The 13352-nt window shown below is 46.2% G+C and carries 14 protein-coding genes; 11 read left to right on the forward strand and 3 right to left on the reverse strand.

Annotation, left to right across the window (positions count from 1 at the left end; all coding sequences use genetic code 11):
* The first annotated feature begins 4 nt into the window (after window positions 1–4).
* From rsxC to LYZ37_RS10580, 7 genes are all read left to right on the forward strand, one after another.
* Entirely contained in the window at window positions 5–2596 is a 2592-nt protein-coding gene (gene rsxC, locus LYZ37_RS10550; RefSeq protein WP_272785468.1) for an electron transport complex subunit RsxC, read from the forward strand.
* A complete protein-coding gene (rsxD, locus tag LYZ37_RS10555) occupies window positions 2596–3642 on the forward strand; it encodes an electron transport complex subunit RsxD (RefSeq protein WP_049843493.1) in 1047 nt (348 codons plus the stop codon). The genes rsxC and rsxD overlap by 1 nt, the downstream gene beginning before the upstream one ends.
* Before the next feature lie 9 nt (window positions 3643–3651).
* Window positions 3652–4287, forward strand: a complete 636-nt coding sequence (rsxG, locus tag LYZ37_RS10560) for an electron transport complex subunit RsxG (protein ID WP_272785469.1) — start codon at window positions 3652–3654, stop codon at window positions 4285–4287.
* A complete protein-coding gene (locus LYZ37_RS10565) occupies window positions 4280–4972 on the forward strand; it encodes an electron transport complex subunit E (protein WP_272785470.1) in 693 nt (230 codons plus the stop codon). Before rsxG ends, LYZ37_RS10565 begins: the two co-directional genes overlap by 8 nt.
* Before the next feature lie 50 nt (window positions 4973–5022).
* Entirely contained in the window at window positions 5023–5664 is a 642-nt protein-coding gene (nth, locus tag LYZ37_RS10570; protein ID WP_004743383.1) for an endonuclease III, read from the forward strand.
* A 12-nt stretch (window positions 5665–5676) separates the two neighbouring features.
* Entirely contained in the window at window positions 5677–6093 is a 417-nt protein-coding gene (gloA, locus tag LYZ37_RS10575; RefSeq protein WP_272785472.1) for a lactoylglutathione lyase, read from the forward strand.
* A gap of 118 nt (window positions 6094–6211) precedes the next feature.
* Complete coding sequence (locus LYZ37_RS10580; protein WP_004743385.1) at window positions 6212–6649, forward strand: DUF2753 domain-containing protein; 438 nt, start codon at window positions 6212–6214, stop codon at window positions 6647–6649.
* Window positions 6650–6870: 221 nt separating this feature from the next.
* Here the strand turns inward: LYZ37_RS10580 and motY are convergent, their stop codons facing one another.
* On the reverse strand, window positions 6871–7722 hold the full coding sequence (gene motY, locus LYZ37_RS10585) for a flagellar protein MotY (protein WP_415668817.1): 852 nt from the start codon (window positions 7720–7722) through the stop codon (window positions 6871–6873).
* Between the two features lie 229 nt (window positions 7723–7951).
* On the opposite strand from motY, the gene rnt reads away from it, so the two are divergent.
* Window positions 7952–8614, forward strand: a complete 663-nt coding sequence (gene rnt, locus LYZ37_RS10590) for a ribonuclease T (RefSeq protein WP_004743387.1) — start codon at window positions 7952–7954, stop codon at window positions 8612–8614.
* 26 nt (window positions 8615–8640) lie between these two features.
* The gene (locus tag LYZ37_RS10595; protein WP_272785473.1) at window positions 8641–9966 is read left to right on the forward strand and encodes a Na+/H+ antiporter family protein; all 1326 of its coding nucleotides are present in this window, start codon (window positions 8641–8643) and stop codon (window positions 9964–9966) included.
* 81 nt (window positions 9967–10047) lie between these two features.
* Here the strand turns inward: LYZ37_RS10595 and bamC are convergent, their stop codons facing one another.
* Both bamC and dapA read right to left on the reverse strand, forming a co-directional pair.
* Entirely contained in the window at window positions 10048–11073 is a 1026-nt protein-coding gene (gene bamC, locus LYZ37_RS10600; RefSeq protein ID WP_272785474.1) for an outer membrane protein assembly factor BamC, read from the reverse strand.
* 58 nt (window positions 11074–11131) lie between these two features.
* Window positions 11132–12010 carry a 4-hydroxy-tetrahydrodipicolinate synthase gene (dapA, locus tag LYZ37_RS10605; protein WP_272785475.1) on the reverse strand — a complete coding sequence of 293 codons (879 nt, stop codon included), beginning with the start codon at window positions 12008–12010 and terminating at the stop codon, window positions 11132–11134.
* 299 nt (window positions 12011–12309) lie between these two features.
* On the opposite strand from dapA, the gene LYZ37_RS10610 reads away from it, so the two are divergent.
* Together LYZ37_RS10610 and bcp are read left to right on the forward strand one after the other, a co-directional pair.
* On the forward strand, window positions 12310–12852 hold the full coding sequence (locus LYZ37_RS10610) for a glycine cleavage system protein R (RefSeq protein ID WP_272785476.1): 543 nt from the start codon (window positions 12310–12312) through the stop codon (window positions 12850–12852).
* A gap of 12 nt (window positions 12853–12864) precedes the next feature.
* The gene (gene bcp, locus LYZ37_RS10615; protein ID WP_239825305.1) at window positions 12865–13335 is read left to right on the forward strand and encodes a thioredoxin-dependent thiol peroxidase; all 471 of its coding nucleotides are present in this window, start codon (window positions 12865–12867) and stop codon (window positions 13333–13335) included.
* The last annotated feature ends 17 nt before the right edge of the window (window positions 13336–13352 follow it).

Here is a 13352-nt window from a genome sequence, read left to right on the forward strand (position 1 = left end):
TGGTATGCTGTCATTAATCGAACAAATCAAAACTGGCGCCTTGTGGACCTTCCCGGGTGGTGTTCACCCAGTTGAAAACAAATCTCAGTCGGTCAGTCATGCACTTTCGCGCGCGGCTATTGCCGAAGAAATTGTCCTGCCGGTCAAACAACACATTGGTAAGCCTGGCACCATTACCGTTGAAGTTGGCGAGCAGGTACTTAAAGGTCAGTCACTGACTAAGTACGACACTAGCTTTATGCTGCCTGTGCATGCGCCAACTTCAGGCACTGTGGTTGCTATTGAGCCAAGAACCACTGCGCACCCTTCTGGTTTAAGTGAAACCTGTATTGTTATTAAGCCTGATATGGCTGACAACTGGATCGAACGCGATGGCTGGTCTAATTATACTGAGCGCACTCCTGACGAGCTGATTGAAAAGATTCGCCAAGCTGGTGTATCTGGTATGGGTGGTGCAGGCTTCCCAACAGCGAAGAAAATTCAATCGGGTCTGGCAAGAACAGAGATTCTGATCATCAACGCTGCAGAGTGTGAGCCCTACATTACTGCCGATGATATGTTGATGCGTGAACATGCCGAAGAGATCATTCAGGGTATAGAGATCGTTGAACATATCCTCAAGCCGAAACTAACGGTTATTGGCATTGAAGATAACAAACCTGAAGCAGTCAAAGCGCTACAACAAGCCGCCGAGCACAAAGACATTGTCATCCGTGTTATCCCGACTAAATACCCTTCAGGTGGTGAGAAGCAGCTGATCAAAATCCTGACCAACAAAGAAGTGCCAAATGGCGGTATTCCTGCAGATATCGGGATATTGGTGCAAAACGTCGGCTCACTGCATGCGATCAAACGAGCGGTTTGCGATGGCGAACCACTTGTAGAACGTATCGTGACATTAACCGGTGATACCTTTAAACAGCCAAGAAACGTTTGGGCGCTACTTGGCACGCCAGTGCAGGCTCTGTTGGATGAGTTTAGTTACAAAGCAGATAAGAAATTACCGCGCCTAATTATGGGCGGTCCTATGATGGGCTTCACTCTGCCTCATGCGCAGGTGCCAATCACCAAAACGTCCAACTGTATTCTGGCTCCCACTCGCAAAGAGATTTCACCGAATCAGTATGAAATGGCGTGTATCCGCTGCGGTCAGTGTGCCGAAGCCTGCCCTGCCTCTCTTCTCCCTCAGCAACTGGTTTGGCATGCCAAAGCAGAAGAGCTTGATAAATGTGAAGAGCTGAACATTAAAGATTGTATCGAGTGTGGTGCTTGTGCCTTCGTTTGTCCGAGTGAAATCCCACTGGTTCAATACTACCGCCAAGCAAAAGCTGAGATCCGTACTCGTAAAGAAGAAGCAGAAGCGGCAGAGCGCGCGAAGATTCGTTTTGAAGAGAAGAAAGCGCGTCTAGAGCGAGATAAAGCCGCTCGCGAAAATCGTTTCAAGAAAGCCGCAGATGACCGCCGTAAAGAGATGAAATCTTCTGGTGGCGATGATGCGATTGCAGCCGCCATTGCACGAGTTAAGGCACAAAAAGCCCAGCCTGCCACAGAAGAGAAAGCCGTTAAACCTGCTGTTGCAGCGGCAATTGCAAGAGCGAAAGCAAAACAGGCTGAAGCGATGCAAAGCGGCCAAGCTGAACCTGATAACAGCGAAATGGCCAAGCTGCGTGAAGAGCGTAAACGTCAAGCGAGAGAGCGCAAAGCAGAGAAAGCCCAGCAATCTGAACACACGTCAACAGACGACAAAAAAGATGCCGTCGCTGCTGCGATAGCGCGAGCTAAAGCGAAAAAAGCACAGCAAGCTGGCTCTGACGGCGCTCAAGCACCCGCTACAGATAAAAAAGCCGCCGTCGCTGCAGCAATAGCCCGAGCTAAAGCGAAGAAAGCGCAAACAGAAGAAACTGACCAAGCGCCACCAGCTGAAGATAAGAAAGCTGCTGTTGCTGCCGCAATTGCGCGAGCGAAAGCACGTAAAGCCGAGCAACAAACTCAATCTGAGCCTTATGAGCCTGCTGCAGAGGCAACTGACGAAGATCCGAAGAAAGCCGCCGTTGCTGCCGCTATTGCGCGAGCAAAAGCGCGTAAAGCTGAGCAGCAAACTCAATCTGAGCCTGCTGAGCAAGCGCCTGCAACAGAAGCAACTGAAGAAGATCCAAAGAAAGCCGCTGTTGCCGCTGCTATCGCACGAGCAAAAGCACGTAAAGCCAAGCAGCAAGAGCAATCTGAGCCTGCTGAGAAAGCGCCTGCTGCAGAAGTAGCTGAGGAAGATCCGAAGAAAGCTGCCGTTGCTGCCGCGATTGCACGAGCTAAAGCACGTAAAGCCGAGCAGCAAGCTCAATCTGAGCCTGTGGAACAAGCACCTACTGCGGAAACAGCAGAGGAAGATCCGAAGAAAGCTGCCGTTGCTGCCGCAGTTGCACGAGCAAAAGCACGTAAAGCCAAGCAGCAAGAGCAATCTGAGCCTGCTGAGCAAGCGCCTGCACCGGAAGCAACTGACGAAGATCCGAAGAAAGCCGCCGTTGCCGCTGCTATTGCTCGCGCTAAAGCACGCAAAGCTGAAAAAGAACAACAAAAACAATTTGAGGAGAAAGAGTAGTGGCCTTCTTTATTGCCAGCTCACCCCATGCGCATAGCCGCAGAAGCACTCCTGATCTAATGAAATGGGTAGCGCTTTGCGCCTTGCCAGGATTGGCAGCACAAACCTATTTCTTTGGCTGGGGCACAATAATCCAGCTTATTCTTGCGATTGTGATCGGTCTGGGTTTAGAAGCCTTGGTCATGCTGGCCAGAAAACGTCACCCGATGTCAGCACTACGCGATAACAGCGCCTTAGTCACGGCTTGGCTGCTTGCTATTGCGATTCCTCCGCTGTCACCTTGGTGGATCATTACTATCGGGCTTATTTTCGCCATTGTAATTGCCAAGCACCTCTATGGTGGTATTGGTCAAAACCTATTTAACCCAGCGATGGTCGCTTATGTGGTACTGCTGATCTCTTTCCCAGTACAGATGACAAGCTGGATCTCTCCCAATGAACTGCAAGCAACGGCGATTTCGAGTGGAGATGCTTTTTCGCTTATCTTTACCGGATTTAACCTAGAAGGGCTCTCTCTTCAACAAATCCGCACCGGCATTGATGGCGTCACCATGGCAACACCTTTGGATGCCTTTAAGACTGCGTTGACCACGGGCAACACGGCCAGTGAAGCCTTAACCCAACCACAATTTGGTAGCCTAGCGGGTATCGGCTGGGAGTGGGTCAACCTTGCTTATCTTGTTGGTGGTCTCATTCTGATCAAAGTACGAGTGATCAATTGGCATATTCCGGTGAGCTTTTTGTTGAGCCTGACGCTAATCAGCAGCCTGTTCATGATTTTGACTCCGGGAACGACGGCGTCACCGCTTATTCACCTTCTATCTGGTGCAACCATGCTGGGTGCCTTCTTTATTGCCACTGATCCAGTCTCGGCTTCAACGACAGTTAAAGGGCGATTGGTGTTTGGCGCATTTATCGGTGCTATGGTATTTATCATCCGCAGTTGGGGTGGCTTCCCTGATGGTGTGGCCTTTGCGGTATTGCTGGGTAATATGTGTGTACCTCTTATCGATTACTACACCAAACCAAGAACATACGGTCACTAAGGTTTCATCATGTTAAATGCGATTAGAAAAAATGGTGTGGTTCTAGCGGTGTTTGCCTGTGCTTCGACCGGTGTAGTGGCGCTGACCAACTATTTAACTAAAGATCAGATTCAGCTGCAGGAACAAAAGCAGCTGCTTTCGGTGCTCAATCAAGTGATTCCTCACCAAATGCACGATAACGATCTTTATCAAGCTTGTACCTTAGTCAGTGACCCAGCACTTGGCACCGACTCACCGATGCCCGTCTATATGGCAACCATCAATAATGAACCATCGGCTTTAGCCATCGAAGCCATTGCACCAGACGGCTATAATGGCGCTATCAAGATTATTGTCGGTATCCAACAAGATGGAACCATTACCGGAACGCGGGTCTTAAGCCATCAAGAAACACCAGGGTTGGGTGATAAAATAGATTTACGTATCACCGACTGGATCCTCGGTTTTGCAGGTAAAACGGTCAGCGAAGATAATCAATCCGACTGGAAAGTACGTAAAGATGGTGGTCAGTTTGATCAATTCACAGGGGCGACAATTACTCCTCGCGCTGTGGTGAAAGCGGTAAAAAATACTGTTGAGTACGTTAATACCCATCGTGAACAAATATTGGCACAACCACTAAACTGTGGAGGCAACCATGAGTGAGCATAAGACCTTAATTAAGAACGGCATGTGGGACAACAACCCTGCTCTAGTTCAATTACTAGGCTTGTGTCCATTACTTGCTGTTTCATCGACCGTGACCAATGCGCTTGGGTTGGGAATTGCTACCCTACTCGTTCTGGTCGGTTCAAATGTGACCGTTTCATTGGTGCGTGACTATGTACCGAAAGAAGTACGTATCCCTGTATTCGTAATGATCATCGCCGCACTGGTAACCTGCGTTCAATTGTTGATGAATGCCTACGCGTACGGCCTGTACCTTTCTCTAGGTATCTTTATTCCTTTGATCGTAACTAACTGTATCATCATTGGTCGCGCCGAAGCCTTTGCGTCTAAGAACGACCTACTTCCTGCAGCACAAGACGGCTTTTGGATGGGGCTCGGAATGACCAGCGTACTGGTCGTCTTAGGGGCAATGCGTGAAGTTATTGGTAACGGAACGCTATTTGACGGTGCAGACCTATTACTCGGTGAATGGGCAACCTCGTTACGAATCGAGGTGTTTCAGTTCGACAACAGCTTCCTGCTCGCCCTGCTTCCACCAGGTGCTTTCATCGGCGTCGGATTGCTCATTGCCGCGAAAAATGTCATAGATAAACAATTAGAAGCTCGCCAGCCGAAAAAACAAAAACAAGCCATTGAGCGAGCTCGGGTGACCAATCAATAACAACAGTTTGAGCGTATCGCATCAAACGGAGCACTGGAAAGCAGCCTCAAATGAACAAAGATAAACGACGATTAATACTGGAGCGACTGAGGGAAAATAACCCTAACCCTCAAACCGAATTAAATTGGAGTACACCTTTCGAATTACTGATTGCGGTACTTCTCTCAGCTCAAGCCACTGACGTAAGTGTGAACAAAGCGACGGACAAGCTCTATCCTGTCGCTAACACCCCACAAGGTCTATTTGACTTAGGGGTTGATGGTGTCAAAGAGTATATTAAAACCATCGGTCTATTTAACTCAAAAGCTGAGAACGTCATTAAGACCTGTAAGATCATACTCGAACAGCACAATGGCGAAGTCCCTGAGAACCGTGAGGCTCTCGAAGCATTACCCGGCGTTGGTCGTAAAACCGCAAACGTGGTGCTAAATACCGCTTTTGGCTGGCCAACTATCGCTGTGGACACGCATATCTACCGCGTTTCAAATCGTACTAAGTTTGCAATGGGTAAGAATGTCGACCAAGTAGAAGAGAAACTGCTTAAGGTCGTACCTAAAGAGTTTAAGTTAGATGTACACCATTGGCTAATCCTACATGGTCGCTATACGTGTGTTGCGCGTAAACCGCGCTGTGGTAGCTGCATCATTGAAGACCTTTGCGAATACAAAGAAAAAGTTTATCCAGAAAATTAGGAGAGCACGACAATGTCAAATGGACGTATCCTGCACACCATGCTTCGCGTAGGTGATCTAGACAAATCAATTCAATTTTATACTGATGTAATGGGCATGCAGCTACTTCGTACCAACGAAAATAAAGAGTATGAATATACTCTGGCTTTTCTTGGTTATGGCGATGAGTCTCAAGGTGCCGTCATTGAGCTAACGTATAACTGGGGTACAGAAGAGTATGACTTAGGCAGTGCTTTTGGTCATATCGCTATTGGGGTTGATGATATCTACACCACTTGCGACGCAATCAAAGCAGCGGGTGGTAATGTAACTCGTGAACCAGGCCCAGTTAAAGGCGGTACAACCCATATTGCTTTCGTCAAAGACCCTGATGGCTACATGTTAGAACTCATCCAGAACAAGCAAGCATCCGCGGGCTTAGAAGGTTAATCATCACTTCAAGTGATGTTGAAAATGGGACAGTATCACACTGTCCTATTTTTTTAGCTTTACTTGATAATAATTATCATTTAATCTCAAGCCTATTCGCGGTTAGGAGATTAGAACAATGGGCATCCAAGAGTGGGAGAAACATACCTTACTAGCAGACATGGCAATGAACGATGAAGATCACCTAAGAGGTATCCTTCATTATCAGCAAGCGCTTACGCTAAGTGAACGTATTGGAGACACTGAAGAGATCGATGTCGAAGATCGTCTGATGATTTCTGTGATTTCTTGCCACAATATGGCGATGTTTTGGCGCAACGTCGGTGATGTAAAGTATGAACTAAAATATCTCCAACTCGCTTCTGAGAAAGTTTTGACGCTAGTACCACAATGTCCGAATACAGACTGCGACGCGTTTATCGACTCTATGGGCTGCTGTAAGAAGGCTCTGATTGAGTTTATGAAAAGACACCCCAATCCCAAGATTGCCCAGTTGGTACAAGATATCGATACCGCGACCAACTGTAACCTCATTGCTAAATTCCGTTTGAACTAATACCAATCGAGATAAATAGGTGTACAGATAATTGCGCAGGAAAAATCGCTTAGAGCAAGGCATAGATTGCAGCTAGTAAATATACCTTCAAAATCTATAACGACGCTATCAGCGATTTTCACCAGCAAGAATGAACAGATATTTATTTGGGCTGGTATATGCACACCAATCGGAATAAAAAAGGCCAGATACTATCTGGCCTTTCTCATATCCGATAGAAATTAAATTTGTGTTCTACCGAGCGAAATAACCACGCGTCGGTTTTTATCTCTGCCAATTGGTGAAGCATTGTCATCGATTGGACGTCGACGACCATATCCTTGGACCTGAATTCGGTCATCCGGTAAACCAAGAGATTTAAAGTACTCTTCTAGGACTTCAGCGCGGCGCTCAGATAGACTTTGACTGACACTTTTACCATCTTCTGCATCAGTATAGGTCGACACCAAGACCAGATCGATATCTTGATTATGCTTAATGTACTCGGCAATTTGTGCCAATCGCTTCTGCGACTGCTTATTGAGTTCAACACTAGTACGATCATAGTGAAGAATAGTAAAGGCAATATCTTCAAAGCTGTAAGGAAGCAGGTTGGCAACACAGTCACTAAACACATTATATGATTGCTGGAACAGCACTGAAGAAAGCGCGACTTCGACGCGTTGATCACGACTGCGCCACTCTTGATAGCTAAATGTTGGATAACGACCTTTCTCCAACTCTCCCAAAATGTTCCAAGCGGTTTGGCCACCAACATAGCCATCAAACTGTTGGAAAAAGCGGATGGTGGTGAGTCTATCGGCACTATCTCCCGGTCTCCAAGCCGGAGGCATAGAGATCAAACTTACGTCACGAGTTTGTCCCATTGGACGCTTCATCTTAAGCTCAAAATCGAGATTAATTTTTTTGCTCGCATACGATGAAAAAACCGCATCGCCATAATTCGGAATTGGATGAACAAGACGGCATTCTAGTGGCGTATTGGCAACCATTTGCCACATAGACTGCTGAGGTTTAGCCACATAGTGTTTCTCCAACGCTAAGGCATTGGGAGTAAACGCTGTTATTGCCATTGCAATACTAGGAGCCAACCACTTCTTCATACAATACTTCATCTCTTAACTCGATTTGGGCAGCCGTTTTTTGCCACCCGATTACCTTCACAAGCAGTAATGCAAAAATCCCGCCAACTGATTTGTATAGGACAAATTACCAATGATTCATTTTCAATCAGCATTAACGGTTTTTCTCGCTTAAAGAATCTGCAATAATGCCTGCCCTGTCACATTATTTTAAGCACACATGACTATTGAAAACGAAGCATTGACGCTAAAAAAACGATTTCGCGGCTATTTTCCAGTCGTTATTGACGTAGAAACTGCCGGGTTCAACGCAAAGACCGATGCGCTACTCGAAATCTGTGCCGTTACCTTAAAGATGGACGAAAACGGCGATCTTGTCCCTGCTTCTACTATCCACTTTCATGTCGAGCCATTTGAAGGCGCTAACTTAGAAAAAGAAGCCCTTGAATTTAACGGTATTCGTGACCCGTTTAGCCCACTTCGTGGTGCAGTGACAGAATCTGAAGCCCTTAAAGAAATTTATAAGTTGGTACGCAAAGAGCAAAAAGCCGCAGATTGCAGCCGTGCAATCATGGTTGCTCACAATGCAAATTTCGATCACAGCTTCGTGATGGAAGCGAGCGAGCGTAGCAAACTTAAACGCGTCCCTTTTCATCCCTTCGCAACGTTTGATACTGCAACGTTAAGTGGTTTGGCTTATGGTCAAACAGTACTAGCTAAAGCATGTAAGACCGCAGGGATGGAGTTTGACAATAAAGAAGCCCACTCTGCTCTATACGATACCCAAAAAACGGCAGAGCTCTTCTGCGGTATCGTCAACAAATGGAAAGCCCTCGGTGGTTGGCCGTTGATTGATGCTACTGAAGAAGAAATAAAAGAATAAATGTAAACACAACACACGAGTAAATTATGAACCCTGTTGTCATTTCTGTATGTGTCATGCTTGCCTTAGCACTGATGCGCGTCAATGTCGTCGTTGCACTGACATTTAGCGCTATTGTAGGTGGTTTGGTTTCTGGCATGGAACTTAATCAAGCAGTTGCTGCCTTCGAAAGCGGACTTGGAGGAGGTGCTACCATCGCACTTAGCTACGCCATGCTTGGTACTTTCGCTGTTGCTATCTCTCGCTCTGGAATTACCGACCTTTTAGCAAATAGCGTTATCAAACGTATCCACGGCAAAGAGAATGCGTCGGCTTCAACTGGTCTAAAATACGCAGTGCTGGTCGCTCTAGTGCTCGTAACTATGTCGTCGCAAAACGTTATTCCTGTCCATATTGCTTTTATCCCGATTCTCATTCCGCCACTATTGGGCGTTTTTGCCAAGCTTAACCTAGACCGACGCATGATTGCCTGTGTACTCACGTTCGGTTTGGTGACACCTTATATGGTTCTACCAATTGGCTTCGGTGGTATTTTCCTCAACAACATTCTGCTTAAGAACCTACACGAAAACGGTTTAGACAACGTAGTGGCTAGCCAAGTACCCGTTGCGATGCTACTTCCTGCGGCTGGGATGATTTTTGGCCTGCTTACGGCGATTTTCTTTAGCTACCGTAAACCTCGTCAGTACCAAGAAACTGAACTGACTCATGTAGAAGAGAACCCTAAATCAATCAACAAGAAGAACATTCTTGTTGCAGCAGCAGGTATTGTCGCCGCATTGAGCGTACAGCTTTCTACTGGCTCGATGATCATCGGTGGCTTAGCAGGCTTTATGGTATTTACGTTTGGTGGCGTTATTGCGTGGAAAGAGACGCACGACGTCTTCACTAAAGGTGTCCACATGATGGCGATGATTGGCTTTATTATGATCGCAGCAGCGGGTTTTGCCGCGGTAATGAAGCAAACGGGTGGCGTTGAGTCGCTAGTTGAAGCATTATCGACAAGCATTGGTGACAACAAACCGTTAGCGGCTCTGCTAATGCTGGTTGTTGGTCTACTGGTAACTATGGGTATTGGTTCTTCATTTTCGACCATTCCAATCCTTGCAACCATCTATGTGCCTCTAGCGGCAGCGTTTGGTTTCTCACCAATGGCAACCATCGCGTTAGTTGGTACAGCAGCAGCACTTGGTGATGCAGGCTCTCCGGCTTCAGATTCAACGTTAGGTCCGACGTCAGGTCTAAACGCAGATGGTCAACACGAGCACATTTGGGAAACGGTAGTACCGACTTTTATCCACTACAACATTCCATTGATTGTATTTGGCTGGATTGCCGCTATGGTACTGTAATTAACCTTTTCCACCTTCTGGTGGATAGGTATAAAAAAAGCTGACATCGTGTCAGCTTTTTTTGTGGGTTCTATCAGCGCTTTACTGTTCTGTTTGTTCAGCAACTGCTGCAATAACAGGGACCATATCTTCTAGTAAAGCTTCTTCTACCGGTTTACCCGCCGAGTCAGTGACGTTAATTGAAGTACGGTTGCCGAGGTCACCAAGTAAGAAAGTATAAGTTCCTGACGCTAGCTCCATTGGTTTCACGCCAATTTTAGTCCAAAACTCGTCATCAGGTGTCGCGTACTTCGCTTTCACTGTGCCTTGAGACTGATTGCGCTCTTCAATAGTAAAGCCCATCTCTGGAAGTAGCGTTGGCAGACGTAACCAAAGTACATTGTATGGTGTACGAGCAATAATAACTGGGAAGCCACTGCGGTCAGAGCCCATAGATATAGGGATCTGCTTCACCAACTCTTGCGCTTTACGCGCCGCTTCTTCGCGAAGGTCTTGGTCATAACGTGCAGTCACTAAATTAGTCATCAACGCGTTATAACGCTCTTTGTTAGTCGCGGTAACAGGTACCTGTTTACCACTTTCACGCCAATCGATAAGAGAGATCTTGAAGCCATGACGACCGCCAACCAAGATACGTTCGATGGCATAACGTGAACCTACTTCAACCTCTTCGTCTTCTTCTGTCCATGTCACCCAATCCGTTTCTAGGCGAGTTTCAGTCTGTTCACGAATCGTGATTCCCTGCTCTTGAAGCATCTTCAGTGCAGTTTGCCAAACTTTATTCAGTTCATCTTCACGAAGTAACCAAAGCGTTGTTTCACCTTGTTTACGTTCAGCACGCGCACCAGGAATAAGCTCAAGAATTTGCTGAGGAGAACGAATATCCACCTCTTTACCGATTCCCCCAGTAAAATTACCTTGAGGAATATCGTAGTTGGTGTAGAACTGAGGCGTCGCGCCCTCGGCTAGCTGCCACTCTTTTAAAGGTGGCGTGTTCAAATATTCGAAGTCATCCTTCGCCTGACGACGCTGCGCTGCACTGCCTGAGCAAGCACTTAAAACAAAAACAGCTAGTGAACTGACGACTAGCTGGTGAGACAATTTCATTGAAACTCCTGATACGTACATGCCGGAGTGGTTTCACTCCGACAATCCATCTTTAAATTTAGTAAATGCAAGCTTCCGTCATTGCTTGAGCCACAATTGGGCGAGCATTTTCAGATAGCTCTGTCAGCGGTAAACGCAGACCACCGTGATCAATTAGGCCTAATTTGTGCGCAGCCCATTTCACTGGGATTGGGCTTGATTCAACGAACAGATTTTTATGCAGAGGCATCAAACGCTGGTTGATGATTGCTGCCTCTTCATACTTACCTTCACTTGCAAGTCTGAACATTTTCGCCATATCTTCAGCGGCAATATTGTTGGTAACAGAAATAACGCCATTACCACCTTGCTTAACAAAATCTAGGCCTGAAGAATCGTCGCCACTTAGTAAGATAAAATCTTCGCCACAAAGTTCACGATGAATTGCAATTCTGCTTAAATCACCTGTCGCATCCTTAAGTGCAACAATGCTTTCAATCTCTGCAAGGCGAGCTACTGTTTCTGGCAGCAAGTCTACCGCAGTTCGACCGGGTACGTTGTACAAAATTTGTGGTACATCGCTCTCTTCTGCGATCGCTTTGTAATGCTGGAACAAACCTTCTTGAGTTGGTTTGTTGTAGTAAGGAGTCACGCTCAAACAACCTGCGATACCAGAGTTGTTTAATAGGCGGCTGAACGTCACCGATTCATGAGTTGCATTTGCCCCTGTTCCTGCAATAACAGGAATACGGCCCTCTGCAAACTCAACCGTCTTCATTACCACCTTGACATGCTCTTCAATCGTCAGCGTCGCCGATTCACCTGTGGTGCCCACTGCAACGATGCCATCACTGCCTGCTGCTACATGGTACTCCACCAGTTTCTTCAGGCTCACGTAGTCTACTTCGCCATCATGATTAAACGGTGTAATTAACGCTACTATACTTCCTGAAAACATGTCTTTCTCCCTAATTTAGATACTAATCGCATGGTACTGTAAGGCGATTGATGAAGACAAGCACTTAAAGCCGCTTAAATCACCTAAATGAATGAATATTTATCAGATGTTAGAACTTTGGCAACTTACTCCTTTCATTTCAGCCCGTGTCAGTATCAAGTTAGGAATTAACCGAGTGCGACGAGTTAGACTAAAATACGTTCAAAGCTAGATAGAAAAGCGCACAGAGGCCATTTTTCTGCCAAGCAACTGTGCTAAGCTATCTGATTAATAAACCTAACTTTGATAGAAGTGACTCTATGACTCAACATCTGGTGATTACTGCGGTAGGAACAGATCGCCCAGGCGTATGCAATCAAGTTGTACACCTGGTCACTCAGTCTGGATGCAATATTGTTGACAGTCGTATCGCCCTATTTGGCAATGAATTTACCCTTATCATGCTGCTCACCGGCAACAACGCAGCAGTGACTCGCGTTGAAACCACTTTACCACTGCTTGGTCAAGAGCATGATCTGATCACCATTATGAAGCGTACTTCTACTCACGCTCATCTTGATAATACCTACACCTTAGAAGTGTTTGTCGAGTCAGATGACAGGCCAGGACTGACAGAAAAATTCACCAATTTTTTCGCTGCGAAGAACATTGGGCTTTCGTCACTCAGTGCGCAAACCATTGATAAAGAAAAAATCAACTCAGATAACGATCAGTTCCATATCGCGATTACTGCGTCAGTAGACTCTGGTTGCAATCTGATGCAGCTGCAAGAAGACTTCGATACTCTTTGTCAAGACTTAAGCGTACAAGGCTCACTAAATTTCTTAAAAAACAGCCAATAAAAAGGATTCTTCATGAACACGCTCACAGCCGGTGCACCAGCGCCAGCCTTCTCTTTACTTGACCAAAATGGCGAAACCGTCTCTCTCGGTGATTTCAAAGGTAAAAAAGTACTGTTTTACTTTTATCCTAAAGCCATGACTCCGGGATGTACTGTTCAAGCACAAGGCCTACGCGATGTTAAAGCTGAGCTTGATGCTCACAACGTTGTGGTTTTAGGTGTTAGCATCGACCCTGTAAAACGTTTAGGAAAGTTTATTGAACGCGATGAACTTAACTTCACGCTTCTTTCTGATGAAGACCATGCAGTTGCCGACCAGTTTGGCGTATGGGGTGAGAAGAAGTTTATGGGTAAGGTTTACGATGGCTTGCACCGTATTAGCTTCCTGATCAACGAAGAAGGCGTCATTGAGCATGTCTTCAATAAGTTCAAGACAAAGACACACCATGAAGTGGTGTTAGATTACTTGAACGAAAACAAGTAAATTACTTGATATAAAAA

The organism is Vibrio tubiashii (genome assembly GCF_028551255.1).
GTDB lineage: Bacteria > Pseudomonadota > Gammaproteobacteria > Enterobacterales > Vibrionaceae > Vibrio > Vibrio tubiashii_B.

What these genes read in the sequence shown, in the direction of transcription:
- motY (WP_415668817.1), bottom strand. Translation starts at nt 7,722, where the DNA reads ATGGCAATAACAGCGTTTACTCCCAATGCCTTAGCGTTGGAGAAACAC.
- bcp (WP_239825305.1), top strand. Translation starts at nt 12,865, where the DNA reads ATGAACACGCTCACAGCCGGTGCACCAGCGCCAGCCTTCTCTTTACTT.
- nth (WP_004743383.1), top strand. Translation starts at nt 5,023, where the DNA reads ATGAACAAAGATAAACGACGATTAATACTGGAGCGACTGAGGGAAAAT.
- LYZ37_RS10610 (WP_272785476.1), top strand. Translation starts at nt 12,310, where the DNA reads ATGACTCAACATCTGGTGATTACTGCGGTAGGAACAGATCGCCCAGGC.
- LYZ37_RS10595 (WP_272785473.1), top strand. Translation starts at nt 8,641, where the DNA reads ATGAACCCTGTTGTCATTTCTGTATGTGTCATGCTTGCCTTAGCACTG.
- bamC (WP_272785474.1), bottom strand. Translation starts at nt 11,073, where the DNA reads ATGAAATTGTCTCACCAGCTAGTCGTCAGTTCACTAGCTGTTTTTGTT.
- rsxG (WP_272785469.1), top strand. Translation starts at nt 3,652, where the DNA reads ATGTTAAATGCGATTAGAAAAAATGGTGTGGTTCTAGCGGTGTTTGCC.
- rnt (WP_004743387.1), top strand. Translation starts at nt 7,952, where the DNA reads ATGACTATTGAAAACGAAGCATTGACGCTAAAAAAACGATTTCGCGGC.
- rsxC (WP_272785468.1), top strand. Translation starts at nt 5, where the DNA reads ATGCTGTCATTAATCGAACAAATCAAAACTGGCGCCTTGTGGACCTTC.
- gloA (WP_272785472.1), top strand. Translation starts at nt 5,677, where the DNA reads ATGTCAAATGGACGTATCCTGCACACCATGCTTCGCGTAGGTGATCTA.
- LYZ37_RS10565 (WP_272785470.1), top strand. Translation starts at nt 4,280, where the DNA reads ATGAGTGAGCATAAGACCTTAATTAAGAACGGCATGTGGGACAACAAC.
- dapA (WP_272785475.1), bottom strand. Translation starts at nt 12,010, where the DNA reads ATGTTTTCAGGAAGTATAGTAGCGTTAATTACACCGTTTAATCATGAT.
- LYZ37_RS10580 (WP_004743385.1), top strand. Translation starts at nt 6,212, where the DNA reads ATGGGCATCCAAGAGTGGGAGAAACATACCTTACTAGCAGACATGGCA.